The sequence below is a fragment of the Clostridiales bacterium genome (genome assembly GCA_017569285.1).
Taxonomy (GTDB): domain Bacteria; phylum Bacillota; class Clostridia; order Christensenellales; family Aristaeellaceae; genus Aristaeella.
This window is the reverse complement of sequence record CP069419.1, coordinates 2,726,387-2,745,925: the sequence shown is the minus strand read 5'-3', so window position 1 is coordinate 2,745,925 and position 19,539 is coordinate 2,726,387. Positions and strand designations below refer to the sequence as shown.

Annotated in this window: 20 protein-coding genes; 9 read left to right on the top strand and 11 right to left on the bottom strand. The window is 53.0% G+C overall.

Annotation, left to right across the window (positions count from 1 at the left end; all coding sequences use genetic code 11):
- Positions 1 to 381: 381 nt before the first annotated feature.
- The 11 genes from JNO48_12125 to JNO48_12075 form a co-directional block, all read right to left on the bottom strand.
- Entirely contained in the window at positions 382 to 1,017 is a 636-nt protein-coding gene (locus JNO48_12125; GenBank protein QTE67920.1) for an L-2-amino-thiazoline-4-carboxylic acid hydrolase, read from the bottom strand.
- Between the two features lie 159 nt (positions 1,018 to 1,176).
- Positions 1,177 to 1,560 carry a YbaN family protein gene (locus JNO48_12120; GenBank protein ID QTE67919.1) on the bottom strand — a complete coding sequence of 128 codons (384 nt, stop codon included), beginning with the start codon at positions 1,558 to 1,560 and terminating at the stop codon, positions 1,177 to 1,179.
- Positions 1,557 to 1,898, bottom strand: a complete 342-nt coding sequence (locus tag JNO48_12115; GenBank protein QTE67918.1) for a nitrous oxide-stimulated promoter family protein — start codon at positions 1,896 to 1,898, stop codon at positions 1,557 to 1,559. The genes JNO48_12120 and JNO48_12115 overlap by 4 nt, the downstream gene beginning before the upstream one ends.
- Complete coding sequence (locus JNO48_12110; protein ID QTE69764.1) at positions 1,895 to 3,517, bottom strand: ABC transporter ATP-binding protein; 1,623 nt, start codon at positions 3,515 to 3,517, stop codon at positions 1,895 to 1,897. The genes JNO48_12115 and JNO48_12110 overlap by 4 nt, the downstream gene beginning before the upstream one ends.
- A 36-nt stretch (positions 3,518 to 3,553) precedes the next feature.
- Positions 3,554 to 5,284: an ABC transporter ATP-binding protein/permease gene (locus JNO48_12105; GenBank protein QTE67917.1), complete on the bottom strand. Its 1,731-nt coding sequence runs from the start codon at positions 5,282 to 5,284 to the stop codon at positions 3,554 to 3,556.
- A gap of 42 nt (positions 5,285 to 5,326) precedes the next feature.
- Entirely contained in the window at positions 5,327 to 5,950 is a 624-nt protein-coding gene (locus JNO48_12100) for a hypothetical protein (GenBank protein ID QTE67916.1), read from the bottom strand.
- Positions 5,951 to 5,990: 40 nt separating this feature from the next.
- Positions 5,991 to 6,920: an alpha/beta fold hydrolase gene (locus tag JNO48_12095; protein QTE67915.1), complete on the bottom strand. Its 930-nt coding sequence runs from the start codon at positions 6,918 to 6,920 to the stop codon at positions 5,991 to 5,993.
- Positions 6,921 to 6,954: 34 nt separating this feature from the next.
- Entirely contained in the window at positions 6,955 to 7,830 is an 876-nt protein-coding gene (locus JNO48_12090) for a hypothetical protein (protein QTE67914.1), read from the bottom strand.
- A 33-nt stretch (positions 7,831 to 7,863) separates the two neighbouring features.
- Positions 7,864 to 8,664 (bottom strand): alpha/beta hydrolase, encoded by an 801-nt coding sequence (locus tag JNO48_12085; GenBank protein ID QTE67913.1) that lies wholly within the window; start codon positions 8,662 to 8,664, stop codon positions 7,864 to 7,866.
- Between the two features lie 20 nt (positions 8,665 to 8,684).
- Positions 8,685 to 9,314, bottom strand: a complete 630-nt coding sequence (locus JNO48_12080) for a methyltransferase domain-containing protein (GenBank protein ID QTE67912.1) — start codon at positions 9,312 to 9,314, stop codon at positions 8,685 to 8,687.
- 396 nt (positions 9,315 to 9,710) lie between these two features.
- The gene (locus JNO48_12075; protein QTE69763.1) at positions 9,711 to 10,385 is read right to left on the bottom strand and encodes a Crp/Fnr family transcriptional regulator; all 675 of its coding nucleotides are present in this window, start codon (positions 10,383 to 10,385) and stop codon (positions 9,711 to 9,713) included.
- Positions 10,386 to 10,513: 128 nt separating this feature from the next.
- Here JNO48_12075 and JNO48_12070 point away from each other — a divergent pair, with 128 nt between their 5' ends.
- The 9 genes from JNO48_12070 (at position 10,514) to JNO48_12030 (ending at position 19,464) form a co-directional block, all read left to right on the top strand.
- A complete protein-coding gene (locus JNO48_12070) occupies positions 10,514 to 11,230 on the top strand; it encodes a 4Fe-4S binding protein (protein QTE67911.1) in 717 nt (238 codons plus the stop codon).
- A 12-nt stretch (positions 11,231 to 11,242) separates the two neighbouring features.
- On the top strand, positions 11,243 to 11,917 hold the full coding sequence (locus tag JNO48_12065) for a DUF2249 domain-containing protein (protein QTE67910.1): 675 nt from the start codon (positions 11,243 to 11,245) through the stop codon (positions 11,915 to 11,917).
- Between the two features lie 1,046 nt (positions 11,918 to 12,963).
- Positions 12,964 to 13,113, top strand: a complete 150-nt coding sequence (locus JNO48_12060; protein QTE67909.1) for a hypothetical protein — start codon at positions 12,964 to 12,966, stop codon at positions 13,111 to 13,113.
- Positions 13,114 to 13,384: 271 nt separating this feature from the next.
- Complete coding sequence (mobC, locus tag JNO48_12055) at positions 13,385 to 13,729, top strand: plasmid mobilization relaxosome protein MobC (GenBank protein ID QTE67908.1); 345 nt, start codon at positions 13,385 to 13,387, stop codon at positions 13,727 to 13,729.
- 11 nt (positions 13,730 to 13,740) lie between these two features.
- On the top strand, positions 13,741 to 15,180 hold the full coding sequence (locus tag JNO48_12050) for a relaxase/mobilization nuclease domain-containing protein (GenBank protein ID QTE67907.1): 1,440 nt from the start codon (positions 13,741 to 13,743) through the stop codon (positions 15,178 to 15,180).
- Between the two features lie 512 nt (positions 15,181 to 15,692).
- On the top strand, positions 15,693 to 16,316 hold the full coding sequence (locus JNO48_12045; GenBank protein ID QTE67906.1) for a DNA primase: 624 nt from the start codon (positions 15,693 to 15,695) through the stop codon (positions 16,314 to 16,316).
- A complete protein-coding gene (locus tag JNO48_12040) occupies positions 16,288 to 17,664 on the top strand; it encodes a DNA primase (protein QTE67905.1) in 1,377 nt (458 codons plus the stop codon). The genes JNO48_12045 and JNO48_12040 overlap by 29 nt, the downstream gene beginning before the upstream one ends.
- Before the next feature lie 506 nt (positions 17,665 to 18,170).
- A complete protein-coding gene (locus JNO48_12035; GenBank protein QTE67904.1) occupies positions 18,171 to 18,350 on the top strand; it encodes a helix-turn-helix domain-containing protein in 180 nt (59 codons plus the stop codon).
- On the top strand, positions 18,331 to 19,464 hold the full coding sequence (locus JNO48_12030) for a tyrosine-type recombinase/integrase (GenBank protein ID QTE67903.1): 1,134 nt from the start codon (positions 18,331 to 18,333) through the stop codon (positions 19,462 to 19,464). Before JNO48_12035 ends, JNO48_12030 begins: the two co-directional genes overlap by 20 nt.
- Positions 19,465 to 19,539: the final 75 nt, after the last annotated feature.

The following is a 19,539-nucleotide window of genomic DNA, read 5'->3' as shown; positions in this document are numbered from 1 at the left end:
AATGCGTGGTCCCTGCCATTGTCTGACTGGTGCATATTCTCTATCTCATCTGGCTATTTTATACAATGCAACGTTGAACCCGGGAACCCCGGAAGCCGGGTTCAAAATGGCCTCAGGGTAGGCATCGTTAAACGGTACATGCGGGCATAGGAAAGTGCCTCCAAATGAGCCGCCTCCTGTCAAGCAGCCAGTGAGATAAAAACAGAATTGGGACAAAAAACTCTGGTGATCCAAATCGGAAACCAGAGTTTTTGTTTAAGAAAGGGATGTGGGAATAAAACACTGCTGCCAGTCAAGGAGAGGCAGATAAATCTGCCCTCCCGGCTACTTTCTATTCAAGCAACAAAATAAGAGATGGGTTTCTTCATTTTCCAATTGCTCTTAGATTGGATTGTTCACCTGATCGCCAACGATCCAGTAGTCGCAGACACCGTCCCCGTTTGCGATGGTGTGCTCACGGTGGAGCTTTCCATGCTGCAGCCGGAACATCACCTCATCCGTCGAACAGAGTGCAGGCATGAGCTCTGAGATGCCCTCCCGCCGGCAGAATTCACAGATGGGACAGCGGGTAAAGCAATAATAGCTTCCCTCCTGATGGCGGGTTTCATCAAAGCGCACGACCCAGTTGACGGGATAGTCTTTTCCGTGAGCCTTGTACCAGGCCTCATACTTCCGCATGTCGTGCTCCCACTTTTTCGGCGTCTTATTCAAATCCGTCATGCCAAATATCGTGCGAAGTAATCTGCTCTCCAGCACATCGGTCATCACCAATGCCATCTCATCCGGCGTGATTTTCTTTCCGCTGCCGAGCCAGGCTCCTGCAAAGACATAGGCAAAGTAAGCATTCTGCGCCATGGGATTTCCCGGGCCCAGATCGTCCGCACGGGAGAGCAATCCCCTATATTCGGCTTTTCCGCGCCGGATCGCCTGATCCGCCAGCTCCTTATTGAAACGCTTCTGGATGCTCTTTTTCATCAGCGGCGCAAAAACCGTCCAGTAGAGCCCAACGTATTTCATGCTTTTCTCGTTCCTCCCATCGTTATGAACTTATGCTTTCCTCAGGCTGCGATCCAGGCAATCACCTGCACGACAAGTCCGATCACCAGGCAGCCGGGAAGCACGATCAGCATCCCGACGCAGGTTGATTTTACATGATATCCGTATTCATGATATCTGTCATTTCGCCGGGATCGTCTTCACCCGCAGCGTGAAATAGAGAATATGCGCCAGCCAGACAATGGCAAGGATCACGCAGGGAATCCAGATGCCTTTCCTCGCCATCATGAAAAAACCGAACCCCATCAGTAGCGTCACCGTGCAGATGATGGAGACTTTCGTGGAGCGCAGCATGCCACGCTGCTTCACAAAGGAATCCAAATGCTTCTGATAGAGCTTGGTGCTCAGGAACCAATCATGCAGCTTTTGAGAGCTGTTGGCGAAGAAAAACACGGTCAGCAGATAAAAGGGCGTGGTGGGCAAAATGGGCAGGAACACACCCACCGTGCCGAGCCCCAGGCAGATGCAGCCCAATACAACAAAAATATACTTCTTGACCTTCATTTCTTTTGAAGCCTCCTCTTTTCAGTCTTTGTGGAAACGACGTGCCGGATGGCAGCAATCGGGTGATGGAACATCATGCGAGGGCCGGAAAAACGCATCACGATGCGGATTTTTTCCCGCATGTCCGGCCGGTAGCAATGCACCTTGCAGTTGGAGCAGAAGGTTTTGGTTTCCATGAAGGGGCATCGGTCGCTGCGCTGCCTGGCATAAGCTGCAAGTTCTTCGCATTCCGGGCACAGACCGCCCTTGAGGGTTCCGTGCTGTTTGCGGCAGTACAGCGCAATCATTTCGCTGACCATGCGTTTCTCCCGCTCCCGCTTAGTTTGCGCGTTCTTCATGATACCCGTCCGCTTTCCATTTCAATGACTGTATCGGAGATCCGGGCGGTGGATGTACGATGGGATATCAGTGCCACGGTTTTACCTTTGGCTTCTTCCTTGAGGGATTTCAGGATCACCGCTTCATTCAAGCTGTCCAGATTGCTGGTGGGCTCGTCCAGCAGCATGAATGGCGCGTCGTGCAGGAAGGCCCGGGCCAGGCCGATGCGCTGACGCTCGCCGCCGGACAGGGTGTCGCCCAATTCGCCCACCGGGGTGTCGTAGCCCTGGGGCAGCGTCATAATGAAATCGTGGATGGAGGCTTTTTTGCAGGCTTCCACGATCTCGTCGTCCGTGGCGTCCAGCCTGGCCACCCGGATATTGCCCGCGATAGTATCCTTAAACAGCTGGGTTTCCTGGGTCATGTAGCTTTCCATATTCCGCAGGTTTTTCGTGTTGATGCTTTCCACACTCCTGCCGGAGATGGATACTTCTCCTCTTTGCACCCGCCAGAAGCGCATCAGCAATTTCAGCAGCGTGGATTTGCCGCAGCCGCTTTTGCCCACGATACCGATGATTTTGCCTTCCGGGAAGGTGAGGGACAGATCGTTCAGTACGGTCTCGTTTCCATAGCTGAAGGTCACATGATCGGCGGCCGCGCCGTTAAAGGCGATTTCCCGCTGTCCGGTAATGTCTTCCGTTTCGGGTGTTTCGTCGATCACCTGAAGCACGCGCGCGCCGCTGGCCACCGTGGCCTGCAGGATGGTGCCCAGGCTGGCCAGGGCCGTCACCGGGCCGAAGGAGGACATGAGCGCAATGAGTGGAATCAGGAAGCCGTCAAATCCGACGATATTCTTGCTATACAGGAAGGCGCACAGGGCCAGCATAGCCACGTCGAAAACCAGAATAAAGGTATTGGCTAAGGCTAAGTTGATGCCGGTCAGCTTGTTCAGCTTTCCCTGCTTTTCCGACAGGGCGCTGGTTTTGTTCGTTAAGCCATGGAGCCGCGCTTCGCCGCCGCCGTACTGGATGGTTTCATCCAGGCCGCGGATGCTCTCCAGCACATAAGCGGACAGCTCGCCGTTATCCGCCCGCAGTTCATCCCCCAGCGTGCCGCTGCGCTTGGAAATGATGACAGGCAGCAGGATGCCCACACTGATAAAGGCGACCAGCGCCAGCAGCCCCAGGCTCCAGTGGAAGGAGCCGATAAAAATCACCATGATGATTTCCACCAGGAAGGCAATGCAAATGGGCGAAATGGTGTGGGCGTAGAACACTTCCAGCAGCTCCACGTCGGAGGTGATCAGGGAGATCAGATCGCCCTTGTCCCGGCCCTCCAGCTTGGCCGGGCACAGACGGCGCAGGGCCTGAAAAACACGATCCCGGATGATGGCCAGCAGGGTGAAAGCGATGTAATGGTTGGTGCGCTGTTCCGCGTATTTCAGCACAGCGCGCAGCAGGGCGATGCCGATCAGCGCAATCCACAGGAAGTTAATAGAGAGAGGAATGTTGATTTTCAGCCCGTGCAGCACGGCATAGCCGCCCAGAACCGGGATGAACTGAGCGCACAGGAAGCCCAGCGTGCCCATGAAAATCGCCAGCAGCATAAAGCCCGTCAGGGGCTTGACCAGCTTCACCATCCGCAAAAGTACGCGAATCTTGCTTTGCTTTTTCACTTACACCGCCTCCTTTCCGTAGGCTTCCAGGGCGGCCTGAACGCGCCACAGGTTCGCATATACGCCGTTCTTCTCCAGCAGCTCCTTGTGCTTGCCGCTTTCCGCCACCGCGCCGCTTTGCATCACGTAGATGCAATCGGTGTCCGTCACATTCGCCAGTCGGTGGGAGATCATAATGACCGTTTTGGTTTTCGTCAGGCTGCGGATCAGGGAAAGGATGGTTTCCTCGCTCTCGATGTCGATGTTGGAGGTGGCCTCATCAAAGATGTACACCGGCGAATCGTGCAGCATGGCCCGGGCCAGGGCCAGCCGCTGCTTCTGCCCGCCGGACAGGTTGCCGGCGTTTTCCAGCAAGAGCGTGTCCAAGCCGTTTTGCGTTTTCAGATAATCGGAAAGGGCGCAGTCGTCCAGCGCCTTCCACAGCGCCGCGTCGTCGGCATGAGGCGCTGCCAGCAGCAGGTTTTCCCGGACGGTGCCTTTAAAAAACACCGAGCCCGTGCCCACGTAGGTCATGGCCCGCATCAGGCTGTCTTCCGACAAAGCATTGATTTCTTTGCCGCCGATTGTCAGCGATCCGTCGCTGATGGTGTTCCTTTCCATGATTAGCGAAGCGATGGTGGACTTGCCGCTGCCGCTTTCACCCACGATGCCGATAAAACCGTTTTCGGGGATCGTCAGGCTGACGCCGTGCAGGATTTCTCGTTCCTTTTCGTAGGCGAAACGCACGTTGTTCAGTTCGATGCTGCCGCGCTGAACCGTTTCTTTCTTTTCCTTGGGTTCTTCCTCGCCCAGGAACTTGAAGATCTTATCGCTGGCCACCATGCCGTTCATGGCCACGTGGAAATAACTTCCCAGCCTGCGCATGGGCAGGAAGAAATCGGCAGAAAGCAGGATCATGAAGATCACGTTGGCAAGGCCGATGCTGCCGCTGATAAAGGCCTGCGCCGCCAGCAAAATGCCCAGGGCCGCGCCGCCGTAAGCCACGAAATCCATGATGGTGACGGAGTTGAGCTGCATGGTTAAAACAGCCATGGTCACCTTGCGGAAATGCTCGGACTCCTTGTTCATTTCCACGTTTTTATAAGCATCCGCCTGGTAGGTTTTCAGGGTGGTCATGCCCTGCAAATTTTCCAGGAAGGTGCTGCCCAATTGCGTGTACTGACCCCAGTATTTCGCCAATATCTTCTTGGCGATCTTCTGCACCATCATGATGGCCCCGGGGATCAGCGGCACGCAGATCAGCAGCACCGCCGCCACCTTCCAGCTGCCGCCAAAGCCGAACAGGAAAAACAAGGCGATGGGGGCCATGAAGGCATAGAAGAATTGCGGTACATACTGACCGAAATAGCTTTCCAGCTGGTCCACGCCTTCCACGGCCTCCTGCACCAGCTCCGCCGTGGTCACGTGCTCCCGGTAGGAGGTGCCCAGGCGCAGCAGCTTTCCGTAAATCTTTTCCCGCATCACCCGCTTCACCGTGCGGGAGGCCAGATAGCTCATGCGCACCGCGTACCGGGTGGTAAAGAAGCGCAGGATCACTGTGCCCAGAATAATCAGCATAGGCAGGGGCAGGTTCTGTATTGCCCAGGTATGATCATAGATCCTTTGCACAGTCACGGCGATGGTCACGATCATCCCAACGTTCAGGCACAGCTCCAGAAACTGCAGCAGGATATTGCCCAGGATATACTTTTTGCTCTCCGGGCACATGAGCATCAATCGCTTGTCAAACATTGTATGATTTCACCGTTCCTTATCAGTGTTGCATGAGCAGCATCAAATGAAAAACAGGATAAACAACCCCAGGTACATGACTGCGCCGGCGATATTTCCCGCGCCAGGGATGTTGAACGGCGCCTGCACAAGAAACAGCGGCAGAAGATTGAACACGCAGGCCCACACGGGAAGCGGCGTCATGCCCGTCACCACCGGAATGAAATGGGCGACCGAGAACAGCAGGATACCCCCATAGCAGCCGATCATCGTCACTGAGGTTTTTCCGAAGAAATCGGAAGTCAGCTTGCGCCCTTCTTCGGTGTGATCGCTCTTGATATAGATCCATTCCGCCGCGCAGCCCAGGATGTGATGCGCCAGGCCGAAGGTGTAGATCATCGCCGCGCCGACGATCATCAGGTTTGCCCACAGGGCGGAATACGGGCGCATCCAGATCCCCAGCGCCAGGTATCCAAAGAACTGCATAAACATGGCGAGGGTGCCCAAGGCGATCGAGCGCAAAGGCTCGCTCTCCGGCTTGGTGGCGAAAAGCTTCGCCATTCTCTTGTTATCCTTCATATCAGAAAAACTGAATACGCCGCCGGGCGTGCAGAGCAGCAGCCTGTCGGCGAACACGCAAAGGACGTGTCCGATCATTGCAATGAGCAAAATCCAACTGTGTTCCATGTTCCTGCCTCCTTCGTTTTCACCTTGCGTATCCCACTTGTCAGATTTGTCTGAGAAGTGCAATCTGTTTGCCAAAGTCCCGTTTGCTTTCCCGAAACACCGGCGCGGACGCATAGCAATGCATCATGCCTGTTTCCATGTGCATATGCATTTTCTCGCCGGCTCCGGCCTGCACATAGCTATGCTGGATCGCATCAGCAACGGCGGAGCAGGCCTCTACCGTGTAGAACGCGTAGGCCTCGGGCGCGTTACGGAAGTCCATATCCGCAGGATACAGAAGCCAGTCCGGTGTGTCCGGTGAGAGCTTCATGGTGAGCGCCAGCATCCAGCGGAATGCACCGGGGGTGATCATTGCGTCGTCCCGTTCCAGATCCGCCGCCCGTTTCCATTCTTCCTCTGTTTTCGGATATGCGAAGGGAGAATTCATGATTAGGAGCTTCGGCATCTCTACGCGCGCTTGCGCCGCTTCCGCGTTGTTCCGGTTGATCCGTGTCAAAAGCTGCATGGCGAGAAACCCACCGTAGGAGCCACCAACGACGGCCACCTTGTCCGCACCGTATTGCTTCACCATTTCCCGATACACATTGAAAATGAATTCCGCCGTCTGAGCCGGAGATGCTTCTGTAAACGGTGGGTAGAGCGGATAATATACATCCATTCCCGCCCGTTTCCCATACCTTCTTGCGAAGGACACCTCCATTTTCCAGGCGTCATGATCTCCGCCGCCATGAAGGAACAGGATTGCTTTCCTTGTCCCGTTCTCGGGCTTGATGATCAGGCAGGGATATTGCCCGACTTGGATCGTTTGATAGTCGGCCTTTCGGTCTGTCGGCTCCTTAAAGGGGTGCTTCCGATTATAATCCCTTGCTTTTTTGAGCGCTGCGTCCAGATCCGCGCTCGGACCTTTGATCAGACCTGTTTTCTTGATGCAGCGCATCACCGCCACTGCCATTTTCGCGCCAAGGCTCAAGCAGACACCTCCCCTGCGATTCCTCTTTGCCCTTTTATCGCCATTCCTCCAAAAAACGGAACTCCTGCTCGAAGCAATCTTTTCTTGCGTCGTTGCATTCCTCCGGCCATTTTTTCTCCGCCGGGAAGGCTTTTTTCCAGGATTCCGGCGGGTAAGTGCCCAGCAGGTGGCTGGCATGGGGATAGATGACGGTCTGTACCCGATACGGGTATTCCGCTTCCTTTAACCTCCGCTCCATCCGCCTTACCGCCGCGGGAGAGGGCCATTCGTTGTCCCGCTCCGGCGCAACAAGCAGCACATCCGCCCTCATGTTTTCCACTTTGATGCGGGATTTCTCCGTCAGCGACGCATTTTCATAGAGGGAACGCAGAAATTCGCCCCGATGCTCGGTATCCTGCCGGCGATACGCCCGCAGGGAACCAAAGAATCCTTTCTCTCGCTGACCGGTAAACAGGGAACAGGGGCAATCTTTTCCTCGATAGCTGAACCATGATCTGCCCGTGGGCTTGCCGAAGATCTTCGGCTCCTCCATGACATAATCAAAGGGACAGATGCTCAGCACCAGGCTGATCTCCGGAATCAGCGAGGCGCACAAAAGGGCATAGGCCGCGCCGGAGGAGATCCCGTGAATACCGATTTTTTCAAAGCCGCTGTGCCTCAGTTCTTCCACCGCTTTTTCCACGTAATCCACCGGGATGGCGCGCATCGCCTTTGTCATGCCTTTCCAGAAATAGAAGCCGAGAACCAGAACCGAGTATCCGGCCCTGCGCAGATATTCTGAATCCGCAAGGCAATGCTTTTCGTTCATCCCGGACCCGTGCATCCAGATGATCGCTTTGTCCCTGTGGCTCGTTCCCTCAAACCAGCGGGCTTCAAAGCCGTCCTCTTTGAGATGGTAGCTGTTTTTCATTACCAAAACTCCTTCCGTACTCCGGCCTCCCGCTTATTCCGCAAACGGATGATCGCCCCGGGCCAGCGCGGCAAGCCAGCCACAGTATTCCGTCAAATGCTCGCCCGGGTATCCCACGTGGCCGTATCCGCTGACCAGCTTGTACCGCGCGAGGGGATACGCCTTTTTCAGCTTCCTGTGGCAGAAACGCCAGGCGGATTCCTCTTTGGAATAGAAGAAGTACATATGCCTTTGGAATTCTTCGTCCATGGTCGGATAGTCAAAGGTGACGCAGGCGTCTGCCTCCCGCTCCAGGGTTTCATCGCTCATAAAAGCGGCGTTCTGGCAGATCGGCCCCAGCAGATTGCTGTATCGCTCCGGCTTCCCACCGGAAAATTTCACGATCGTCGGCTCCCGCAGCGCTTCCTCCAGCGTCTTGCCCCGCAGGTTTCCCACAATGGTTTTGAATTTCTTTCCCAGCAGCCTGGAAACGATCTTTGGGAAGCAAAGGAAAGGACCGCCGTCTAAGAAGGCGGCATGGACCGCTATGCCGTTTTTTCTGCATTGCGCAATCAGCTCCATGCCCATTTCGCCGCCCATGGACTGGCCGTATACCAAAGCGACGGAAAATATGGCGTGCGTCTGTAAATAGCGGATGATTTCCTCTGCTTCGCCAGCCCGTGAGGTAAAGGGCTTTTCGCTTTCCGCATACTGTCCGCTGTAATCAACAGCCAGAATACGAAACTCCGTTTCCAACCGGGAAATGATGTTTGCCATGCTGTCCGCATTGCAGAAGGAACCCGGCAGCATGATCATGATCGGGGCACTTTTCACTCCATCATCGTGGATCCTCATAGATATGTCCTCCTTCTATCTCACCGGGTCTCCTTTTTCCCCGTGACGGTATAGATCATGCCTTTGATCTGTCGGGAGTCCATAATGGTAAATCCCGCGCTTTCCATCATTCTTTCAATGCCCTTCCGGTTCGCGGTGTGGCAATCGCCGCTTTTCATCAGCTTGAAGAGAATATGATTGTCGATCCACGCGCCGATGCCGCCAATGCCGGTGTCGGAGAGAATATACAGTCCGCCGGGCTTCAGCACGCGCTTTGCTTCCAGCATAGCCTTTTCGGGATAAGGATAGTGATGAAAGCTCTGGGAGCAGGCAACGATATCGAAGCTCCCGTCCGGATACGGCAGTTTGTCGGCAGAACCCACAATGAACTCCGCGTCGGAAATTGTTTTTCCATTCGCCACACGGATCATCTCGTCAGACAAATCCAAACCGCAGTATTTTGCTTTTTTTTGCCCTGCAAGGAGATCGATCAGGAACCCTGTCCCACAGCCCACGTCCAGCAGCGCTTCATAGGGAACATTTTTGACCTGCTCCGCAATGTCGCGGCAGCTTATTTTTCCGTTCTGCGAATAGTAATAGGTATCCCGCTGGTCATATTCAGCGGCCTGCCCGTCAAAATGCTTCTTGGATAACGCTTCGTAATCTTTCAAATCTCTCGCTCCTTATCATGACAACTCTCGTTATTATATGAATTTGCCAATCTGATGTTAGTTGATGCTAACCACAGATTTGAATGAAAGCCCTTTCCGCAGCCGTCCATCTTAAATATCTGCAGGATGGGCGAAAAAGGACTTGTTAGACACAGCTTACTATTATACGCTGAAAAGCCTTGTTTTTCAAGGCATGCTGCGAAGAAACTCCTTATGGGGGTTTTTCTAACAACGGCGGAAAGCGGCCCATCACTCTTCTAGAACAAGCTGAAATGTGGACAAAACCAAGGTTTTCTGCTACGGGGCCGCTCAACATTCAGAATGAGACGGAAGTCGAACTACCGCCTAATAAGCAATAGCCTTTTTATTGATTTCTATGTTATGGAAGCTGCCGTTTTATATGCTCAGAGTTTTTTCCAGCCCATCCCTGTCAAGAATCTTGATCACTGGCGGATAATAAGATATTACGCCTTCCGATTCCAGCCTCTTTATTTCTCTGTGAAGAGAGGGTCGGGAGACATTCATCATCATCGCCCATTTGGAAACCGATTCAGGAATCATGATTTGATGCTTCCCGGTTTGCCTAGCCCGCGTCAATAACCAGAATGCCGCCTTCTGCGCAATGCCGCTGTAAGAGAAAAGCTCCAGACGCTGCTGCAGCATGTAGGTGGCGGAGGCGATTTCCGTCATCAGATTCTCCAGGATGCGGATGTCCTTTTGCATCAGCGCCAGCACATCTTCCCGCCGGAACATCATCACGGTGGCGGGATCAATCGCTACCACATCACAGGGGTATTTCTTGCTTGATGAAAATACAGCCGCAGGACCGATCAATTCGCCGGGGCTGCGAACAGATACATTCACCTGGCTCCCGTTGGGAAAGGTTTTCTGCGCCTGTACATGTCCTTCCAGAACGATGCCAATCCGTTCTGCGCTTTCCATTAGATGGAAAATGGTTTCGCCCTTGGCATAGCAATGGACGGGATGCGGTATCTTTTCCAGATCGTCCCGCAGATCCTTCGCCGGAATTCCCTGAAAAAGGGAGCTGTTTTCAAGCGTAGAATAATCCATCATAGGGCTCCTTTCCTGAATGTCGCCTCTATTATACATCAATTCTTCTTTAGCATTGTATCTCCAGATACAGATTTTTTCTTTATGATCGTGTATCATAAGGCCGTACCCGAGAGGAGGAAGACACGATGATTCGGAAGATCATTCACATTGACGAAGAAAAGTGCAATGGCTGCGGGCTGTGCGCGCAGGCCTGCCATGAAGGAGCCATTGATATCGTGGACGGAAAAGCCAGGTTGGTCAGGGAAAACTTCTGCGACGGCTTCGGCGACTGCCTGCCCAACTGCCCCACAGGAGCCATTACCTTTGAAGAAAGAGAAGCGCCGGAATACGACGAAGCGGCGGTCAAGAAAGCACAGGAGGCCAAAAAGATGAACGAGACGAAGCATGAACACCCCGCAGGCGGATGCCCCGGTTCCAGAATGATGCAGTTCAAGCAGAACGAGACGGAGAACGCGCCCGTAAGCGCTGGAAAGCCCGTTTCCCGTCTGGCCCAGTGGCCCTGCCAGATCAAGCTGGTGCCGACCCAGGCCCCCTTCTTTGACGGCGCAAAGCTGCTGATCGCCGCCGACTGCACCGCCTATGCCTATGCCAACATGCATGAAGAATTCATGCGCGGCAAGGTCACGATCATCGGCTGCCCCAAGCTGGATGATGTGGATTATACGGACAAGCTGACGGCCATCATCCGGGATAACGACATTAAAAGCGTCACCATCGTCCGCATGGAAGTGCCCTGCTGCGGCGGATTGCAGCGGGCGGCACAGAACGCGCTGCAGGCCAGCGGCAAATTCATTCCCTGGCAGGTGGTCACCATTTCCCGAGACGGTGACATTTTGGACTGAGGAGGCAGCATCATGGAGTGGAAAGACAGGATCAGCACCTTCAAACAGATCGACGTGCGCGGTATTCAGGGCAATTTCTTTCAGGGATTGAAAAAGCAGGCCATGCAGCTGCCTGCGGGAAGCGGGCTGGAGATCGTACAGAGCTTTGATCCCATCCCTCTGTACGAGGTGATGGAGGGCCTAGGCTTTGAGCATTTCACGGAGCAGAAAGGTGAAGCGGAATTCCATGCTTACTTTTATCGCAAAGAGGTCAAGCAGGAAGAAAAGGACATCCCCATGCGTCCGGCAGCGCTGACCAATATGCCGCTGATCGACGAAAAGCTGGGCAATATCGCGGTGAATTTCTGGGATCTGACCTGGAATGACGAACATCGCCACCTGCCCTATGAGATCCGGCTGCTGCTCTCCCTGACCAACGCTGTCGGCGCGGGACGGATGCGTCAGGCCGCCCGCGAGCTGGTCAAGGCCTATATCCACGGCCTGGACAGCGCTGCGCTGGATGATGTGTTCGAGCTGTTGGCCTGGAACCAGGGCATTGGCTATTTCAGCAGCGAAATTGGGCCCTCCACGCTGTTCGCTGCCTATAAGACCATCAAGAGCATGGAAAAGCAGGGCAAAGACCGCGGTGAGATCTGCGAAACGCTCAAGGAAAAGTTCGGGGAAAAGAATCCGGATGTAAAAGTGTAAGGAACGATATGGAGATCACGAGAGAAACCCGGCTGTCTGACCCAATCAATTAGTATCCCTGGCTGAAGGATGAATTGCCAAAGATCAATGAAAAATTCAAAATGCTGAATATGATCGTTTATCATTTGACCCATTTTAAGAAGACACTCAAAAGACACCCTAACCACACTGCAAAGACACCTTGAGGCCACCCGGCATCAGTGGTAAAATGTATCATGTAAAATGGATCGAAAGCACCGGCATATGCTGGTGCTTTTCTTCATCCCCTTGGCAAAAAACTCCAACTGTTTTTCCTCCCTGATAAGCTCTGCGCCTGAATGCACAGGGCTATTTTTGTGCCTGCAACCTTCATTCAAGATGATGCGATAACTTGCGCATACAATTCCTCATGGTCACATCTGCTACAAAATTAGATTTTGCCGGTGTCACTTTGCTCGATTTTTTACATGTTAGAGCGTAGGGCAATTTATAGCACGAGCTTCATGCCGACAAAATTTTATTGCTCAGGTGTTTCCAAAATCGCTGATTTTCGCCATGTAGATATGGAGGGGCAAATGAAAGGAGCGCTGCCCGCATGAGGGCAATAATACCCTCTGAAGACGATGCTAAACGCTGCGTATCAGAAAATTTCCCAAAAGTGTTTCCACTTTGCCTTGGTTTTTACATAGAAGGGCAGCGGGCAATATGCAGCCGCTGACAGGAGGCGATGATGGCATGATTCGCGGGGGTGATCGATGGCTGTTGATACTCGTGCGAAGCAATTTCAAAAATTTTTCGAAAGTGGTTTCCAAAAGGCCCGATTTTGGACATTAGATGATGACTCACGTGCTGAAAAAGATTTTCTGGAGGTGGTGTCACTTTGCCTCGATTTTTACATAGAAGGGTAGCGGGCAATATACAGCCGCTGACAGGAGGTGATGCCGACATGATTCATGGGCGTAATCAATGGCTGTTGATACTCGTGCGAAGTAATTTCAAAAAATTATCGAAAGTGGTTTCCAAAAAGCTCGAATTTGGACATTTAAGAGTGAAGGGAGAAAACGACGATGACGATCCACGTGCTGAAAAAATCTTATGGAGGCGGTGCCATTTTGCCCGATTTTTCCCATGTAGAGGTAAGGGGTGTCTGGCCAAATGCGCAGCGTGAGTTTCGCCCCGGCAAAAAAATTTTGCTCAGGTGTTTCCAAAATCGCTGATTTTCGCCATTTATAGGCGATGAATTTCCCCTCAACATTCGCTGGTATCGCCAGCGAAGCGCACCTTGACAACCAGGGCCATGTTTCCAGATCTGTCCAAACCGCGAAGATCTTCCTCTTCGGAAGGGAACGCCGAAAGGACCGGCAGTGAGCCAAACAAGGTTTCTTGCCAGAGGCAGCAGTGAAAAATAAGCCCGAACCAAACAGCAATGAAATGAATTTTGGCCAAAGCCACCATGACAAACGAATTTCAAGGATTGGAGGAAGAACAGTGACAGAAAAGAAAAAGCGCACAATTCACTACAGCTTCAAAGCGACACCGGAAGAGGACGCCATCATCCAGAAAAAGATGAAAACCTTCGGGATCACAAATCAATCAGCCTTCATTCGTGCCATGGCTTTGAACGGATATGTGCTGAAGCTGGACCTGCCGGAACTGCATGATGCGGTTCGCCTGATGGGCAGCCTGAGCAAAAATGTCAATCAAATCGCCAGACGGTTAAACGAACGTGGGTCCATCTTTGAAACTGAAATCGATGACATAACAGATCGGCAGAAAGAGCTGCGGACGATACTAAGCAGCATTCTTCGCAGGCTGGATCAGATTCAACATTGAAAGGAGTATCCATGGCAGCCACAAGAATCATGTCCATTCACATCAACAAAGGGAAAACGGCCCGGCAATGTATTGGGGACCGGCTGGACTACATCATGAATCCGAAAAAGACGGACAGCGGAATTCTGGTTTCGACTTACGCTTGCTCGCCTGAAACGGCGGCGGATGAGTTCATGCTTTTCCGCCAGGAGTACCAAGCGAACACAGGACGCACGCAGGAAAACGAAGTGATCGGCTATCATGTCCGGCAGGCTTTCAAGCCGGATGAAATCACGCCGGAGGAAGCAAACGAAATTGGTAAAGAGCTGGCCTCCCGGATGACCAACGATCAGTTCGCCTACGTCGTTGCGACACACATCGACAAGCATCACATCCATAATCACATCATCATCTGTTCCACCGATCTGGATGGGCAGCATAAATACCGGGACGTGAAGCAATCGGCAAAGGATCTGGCGCAGATCAGCGATTCGCTCTGCTGGGAACACAGCTTGTCAGTCATTCAGAACCCGCAGGATAAGACCGTCACTTACGACAAATGGCAGGGCAATCAGAGAAGGTTCACCCATCGGGACGAGCTGCGAATGATCATTGACGCTGTACTGCGGATGCAGCCTGACGGCTTTGATGCGCTGATGCAGCTGCTGGAAGACGTCGGCTGCCGCATCAAGCGCGGCGCGCATATCAGCATCAAGCCGCCGGAGGGAAATCGATATATCCGGCTCGATACGCTTGGGGAGGAATACGATGAAGCATCTTTGCGCCGGACGCTGACAGGCGATCATGTGCACATCCCGAAAATCCCGCGGGGCGATTATACCGAAAGTCAGATCAAGCGATTGATCGACATTGAAGCAAAGCTTCGCGCCGGCAGAGGGAAAGGCTATCAAGTATGGGCGGAGCGGAACAACATCGACGCGAAAGCGCAGATGGTGATCTTCTTGAAAGAGCATCACATCGGTTCGCTGGAAGAACTGAATGATCAGATTCAGGAGCTGACCGATCAGCGAGATTCTCTGAAAGCTTCCATACGAGAAAAGCAAAATCGGATGAAGGAGATCAACCGGCAGCGTCAAGCGATCCGGGATTACAGCCGGACGAAAGAGATTTATACCCAGTATCGGGAATCCGGCTGGTCGGTGAAATTCTATCAGGAGCATCGGCAGGAGATTGAAGATCACAGGAATGCCCAGGCTGTTTATTCCTCTCATGATGGAAAGATGCCGACGCTGAAAGAACTGATGGCGGAATACGATGAGATGAAGAAGCGGAAAGATGACGATCAGGCAGCGCTCGATGAACTGAAACCACAGCTGACTGAACTCAAGCACATTCGGTATAACTACGAAATTCTGGAACGGGACAGCGCACCAAATGATAACCAACATGTCATACCAAAAGATCACCACTACGATGAACACGGTGCCAACCACGATGACGAATCTCGCTGATTCGCATAACAACCACAGCGCTTGCGCTGGTAAAAAGGGGCTTGGGGGCCGTGCCATCCAACAAGCAAAGTGCAAAAGGTGCTACCTTTGCCCTGCTTGCTACTATGCTCTAGGCCTGCTTTCTGGAGGGCATGGAATTGTATTCCGGAAAAAAAGAAATTTCATTTCGTGAAAACTTTTGGCCCGGGAAACCCAGTAAAACCGTCATTTCAAGGATTCGTGAAGACACAAAAATGCCAGCAAAGCCTTACGCCGCAACGCTTTCCGAAGTTTTCAAAACGTGAAAACGATTTTGAAGGCAGTGTGATATGGTGTCGGTGAAAGCCGAAGGTTAAGGTTTTATCCCCACGACTTCCCGCTCAGGAAAAGCTATCCTGCGCGTTCACATAAAGCCGTCCTGCGTCATGCCGTCGCGAAGCATGATCCGAACGCAGGACGGCGAGATGTCCTCCTGCTGTGTGATCGGACATACAGCAGAAAGCACAACAGCAAAATCAACAACAGGAGGAAACATGGGTTTACTTTTTACCAAAGTCAAATCTCAAGTCACTACCCATCAGGCAGCAGAACGTTACGGCATACAGGTGAATCGCAGCGGCATGGCCTGCTGTCCATTCCACGATGACCATCACCCTTCCATGAAAATCGACGAACGGTTTTACTGCTTCGGCTGCCACACCACAGGCGATGTGATCGACTTCACGGCAAAGCTGTTCGATCTTTCACTGTATGACGCGGCAAAAAAGCTGGCGAATGATTTCAACATTCAGCCGTTGCCGCCGGTGCAAAGCGCGCCGATCCCGAAGCTGCCTGCAGCCGTGATCGAAAGAAAAGAGGAGCAGCGCGTGCTCAAAGTGTTGATCGAGTACGAGCGGCTCCTGGAGAAATGGAAGGAAGAGTTCGTTCCCTCTGATCCCGAAGATGAAAACTGGGATGACCGATTCGTGCACGCTGTTCATCACTTGCCACCCCTGAGCGATGCCATTGATCGTCTGTTTTCATCTGACCCGGACGAACGAAAAGAGGTCATGGATCACATCAGGAGCACAGACGCTGTTGCAAAAATTGAAGAGCTCCTCAACGAAGGATGTCAGGAGGTGATGAACGATGGCCCAGAAAAAGATCGAGCGGCTTGATACCTGGCCGGAATGGTTCACGGGGAAAACAATCAATGAGCCCATCTTCTGCCGTGAATTTCTGGAGCGGCACCATCTGGCCTACACCGAGAATTCCTTCTTCACCCCAGCGGGAAGGGTCACCGATGAGAACGCCATGCGCCAAACCATTTATCAGCAGCTGGAGCCTTTCATCGTCACTGGGATGAGCAAAAAGGTGGATGACATCATGAAGGATCTTCGCATCAAAGCCCAGGTGACAGGCTTGCTGCCGCAGACAGATCGGGTTCATGTCCAGAATGGCACGGTGTTTCTGGACGGCAGCTTCATCGAAGCGAAGAATGAAATTGTCCGCAGCCGGTTCCCTGTTCGGTTCAATCCGAAAGTGAATAAGCCGGAGCGTTGGCTGAGATTTCTGTCAGAGCTGTTCTGGCCGGAAGACATTCCCACGCTTCAGGAGTTCATCGGATACTGCCTGATCCCCAGCAACGCCGGACAGAAGATGATGGTGATCAAGGGCAGCGGCGGTGAAGGCAAGAGTCAGATCGGCCATGTGCTGTCCCGGATGTTCGGCCCCAACGCGAAGGACGGAAGCGTCGGAAAGATTTCTGAAAACCCATTCGCCCGTGCCGATCTGGAGCACATTCACCTGATGATCGACGACGACATGCGGCTGGAAGCGCTGAAGCAGACGAACTACATCAAAGCGATTGTCACGGCGAAAGGAAAAATGGATTTGGAACGGAAGGGCAAGCAGAGCTATCAGGGCTTCATGTATGCCCGCATCCTGGCCTTCTCCAACGGCGATCTGGTTTCCCTCTATGATCGGAGCGATGGTTTCTTCCGCCGGCAGCTGATCCTGACGACGAAGCGAAAGCCACCGGACAGAATCGATGATCCCAACCTTTCGGAAAAGCTCTGCGAAGAAATGGAGGGCATCTTCCTCTGGGCTATGGCGGGATTGCTGCGGCTGGTGAAGAACAATTTCCAATTCACAGAGAGCGGTCGGGCGAAGCTGAACCGGGAGATGGTGAAGAAGGACGCCAACAACATTGAGCTGTTCCTGGAGTCGAAGGGGTACATTGTCCGCGATCCGGAACGCTCCATCAGCTCCAAGGATCTGTATGCCGTGTACTGTACCTGGTGCGATGAAAACGCCTACCCGCCTATGAAGCGAAAGACGTTTGTGGAATACCTGAGCGCCAATGAGGAGAAGCTTGACATCCGGTACACCACCCATCTCACCAACAGTGCGGGACGCGAGGTGAGAGGCTTCAGGGGGATCGGATCCATCATCAGCCCGTCTGGTTACATGCAAGGTGGATGGCAGAAGGTTGATCCTGACGACAACTCGTTCAAAGATGCATAAAGCAACTTTTGCCCCAAATAAAGCGTCCATGCGTCCGGACGCCAAAGGAGAAAGACCACCCCTGAGCCACGATCACCGGACGCATGGACGCATCAAAACGGGGAAAAAGCGCTTCTATGCATTATGAGTTTTCACAGAAATCAAACAAGTTTTGTTACCGGTTGAAACGCTTTAGGAAAGAAAAAGTCCTTATTTTTCAAGGGGTTCCGGGCACGAAAAAGGGCAATTTTGAAGGTGAACGATAAATATATCGTCCCCATCAAAAATGGGGTTCTAAACCGGTAACAAAACGGCAGGAGCAATCAAACAGAAGAAAGTTTACAACTTTTTATCACTTTAAAGTGCGAAAGGATATTGAAATGATGAGAAACAGGCTTTATACTAAAGATGAGGTTATTCAGGTCGTTGAGGCAGCGCTCAACGCTCTGAATAATCAAAGCGCTCCCGCTCGGGAGCCGGAGCACCTTGACAACAGCACATCTCAGCAATCATCGCCGGGCACGAAAATGACATTGTCCGTCCGGGAAGCCGCCGAGCTGATCGGGATCAGCAAGCCGAAGATGTATGAGCTCATTCACAGCAATGAGATTCCATCCATCCACGTGGGAAAGAAGATTGTGATCGCCCGCCAGGCGCTCATGGACTGGCTGTCGGAAGGAGATACGAATGGCAAGAAAGCGTGCTAACGGCGAAGGAACCATCAGAAAACGGGCTGACGGAAGCTGGGAAGCCCGATACTGTGCCGATGGAAAACGGCATTCGGTCTATGGCAGAACCCAGGTGGAAGTCCGGAAGAAGCTGACCGAAGTCTCCGTCACCATCGACCATGGTGATTTCAGAGAGGACAGCGGCCTGACCCTCGGCCAATGGCTGACCATGTGGCACCGCGACTACCTGGGGAATGTGAAACTGGGCACTGCGGATACTTACGAAATGCAGATTCGGGTACACATTATCCCCGCGCTCGGAGACGTCAAGCTGTCGGCACTCCGGACGCCCATGATCCAGCGTCTCTACAATAAAAAACGTGAGGAAGGGCTCAGTCCGAAATCCATCAAAAACATTCACGGCTGCCTGCATAAGGCACTGGATGTGGCAGTGAGGATCGGCTATCTGAGCAAGAATCCATCCAGCAACTGTATCCTGCCCCGGATCGAACAAGCGGAGATTCATCCGCTGGATACGCCGGAACTGTCCAAGCTGCTGGCCTTTCTGAAAGGCCACGAGCATGAAGCGCTCATCGTGACCGCAATCTTCACCGGATTGCGGTCCGGCGAGCTGCTGGGGCTGACCTGGGATTCTGTGGACTTTGAGAACGGTCTGATTCGGGTCACCAAGCAGCTGGCTCAGCCGAGAAAGAAAGGCGAAGTCTTCCGGTTTGCGACACCGAAGAACAGCAAGCCCCGCACGATCGCTCCCGCTCCTACGGTCTTCCAGGTGCTGAAGAAGCACAAGGAAGAACAGGAAGCACAGCGGAAAGCGCTGGGGCCGGCATGGAACAATGGCGGCTTCCCCAACCTGGTGTTCACGCATCCGGATGGCAGCCACCTGTCCCAGCCGACCGCATGGAAGATTCTTCACAAGATCCTGGTGGCAGCGGGCATCGACGCCCATCGCTTCCATGATCTGAGACACACTTATGTGGTAAGTTCCATTATGGCGGGGGATGACGTAAAAACGATCCAGCAGAACGCCGGGCATTACTCCTCGGCATTCACGCTGGATCGCTACGCACACGTCACCGCTACCATGCAGAAGGAAAGCGCGAACCGCATGGAAAAGTTCATCGCCGGGTTGTAAAACGATGAACAATAATAGAAAATTTCACCCAACCATGTCCCATGGTGTATAGCCCCACCCCAATTTCAGGTCCGT

Coding starts and splice junctions, on each gene's coding strand:
- JNO48_12115 (QTE67918.1), bottom strand. CDS start 1,898: ATGAAGAACGCGCAAACTAAGCGGGAGCGGGAGAAACGCATGGTCAGC.
- JNO48_12040 (QTE67905.1), top strand. CDS start 16,288: ATGGCCCAGAAAAAGATCGAGCGGCTTGATACCTGGCCGGAATGGTTC.
- JNO48_12065 (QTE67910.1), top strand. CDS start 11,243: ATGGAGTGGAAAGACAGGATCAGCACCTTCAAACAGATCGACGTGCGC.
- JNO48_12105 (QTE67917.1), bottom strand. CDS start 5,284: ATGTTTGACAAGCGATTGATGCTCATGTGCCCGGAGAGCAAAAAGTAT.
- JNO48_12110 (QTE69764.1), bottom strand. CDS start 3,517: ATGGTGAAGCTGGTCAAGCCCCTGACGGGCTTTATGCTGCTGGCGATT.
- JNO48_12045 (QTE67906.1), top strand. CDS start 15,693: ATGGGTTTACTTTTTACCAAAGTCAAATCTCAAGTCACTACCCATCAG.
- JNO48_12090 (QTE67914.1), bottom strand. CDS start 7,830: ATGAAAAACAGCTACCATCTCAAAGAGGACGGCTTTGAAGCCCGCTGG.
- JNO48_12125 (QTE67920.1), bottom strand. CDS start 1,017: ATGAAATACGTTGGGCTCTACTGGACGGTTTTTGCGCCGCTGATGAAA.
- JNO48_12120 (QTE67919.1), bottom strand. CDS start 1,560: ATGAAGGTCAAGAAGTATATTTTTGTTGTATTGGGCTGCATCTGCCTG.
- JNO48_12030 (QTE67903.1), top strand. CDS start 18,331: ATGGCAAGAAAGCGTGCTAACGGCGAAGGAACCATCAGAAAACGGGCT.
- JNO48_12060 (QTE67909.1), top strand. CDS start 12,964: ATGACGATCCACGTGCTGAAAAAATCTTATGGAGGCGGTGCCATTTTG.
- JNO48_12075 (QTE69763.1), bottom strand. CDS start 10,385: ATGGATTATTCTACGCTTGAAAACAGCTCCCTTTTTCAGGGAATTCCG.
- JNO48_12050 (QTE67907.1), top strand. CDS start 13,741: ATGGCAGCCACAAGAATCATGTCCATTCACATCAACAAAGGGAAAACG.
- JNO48_12100 (QTE67916.1), bottom strand. CDS start 5,950: ATGGAACACAGTTGGATTTTGCTCATTGCAATGATCGGACACGTCCTT.
- JNO48_12035 (QTE67904.1), top strand. CDS start 18,171: ATGACATTGTCCGTCCGGGAAGCCGCCGAGCTGATCGGGATCAGCAAG.
- JNO48_12085 (QTE67913.1), bottom strand. CDS start 8,664: ATGAGGATCCACGATGATGGAGTGAAAAGTGCCCCGATCATGATCATG.
- JNO48_12070 (QTE67911.1), top strand. CDS start 10,514: ATGATTCGGAAGATCATTCACATTGACGAAGAAAAGTGCAATGGCTGC.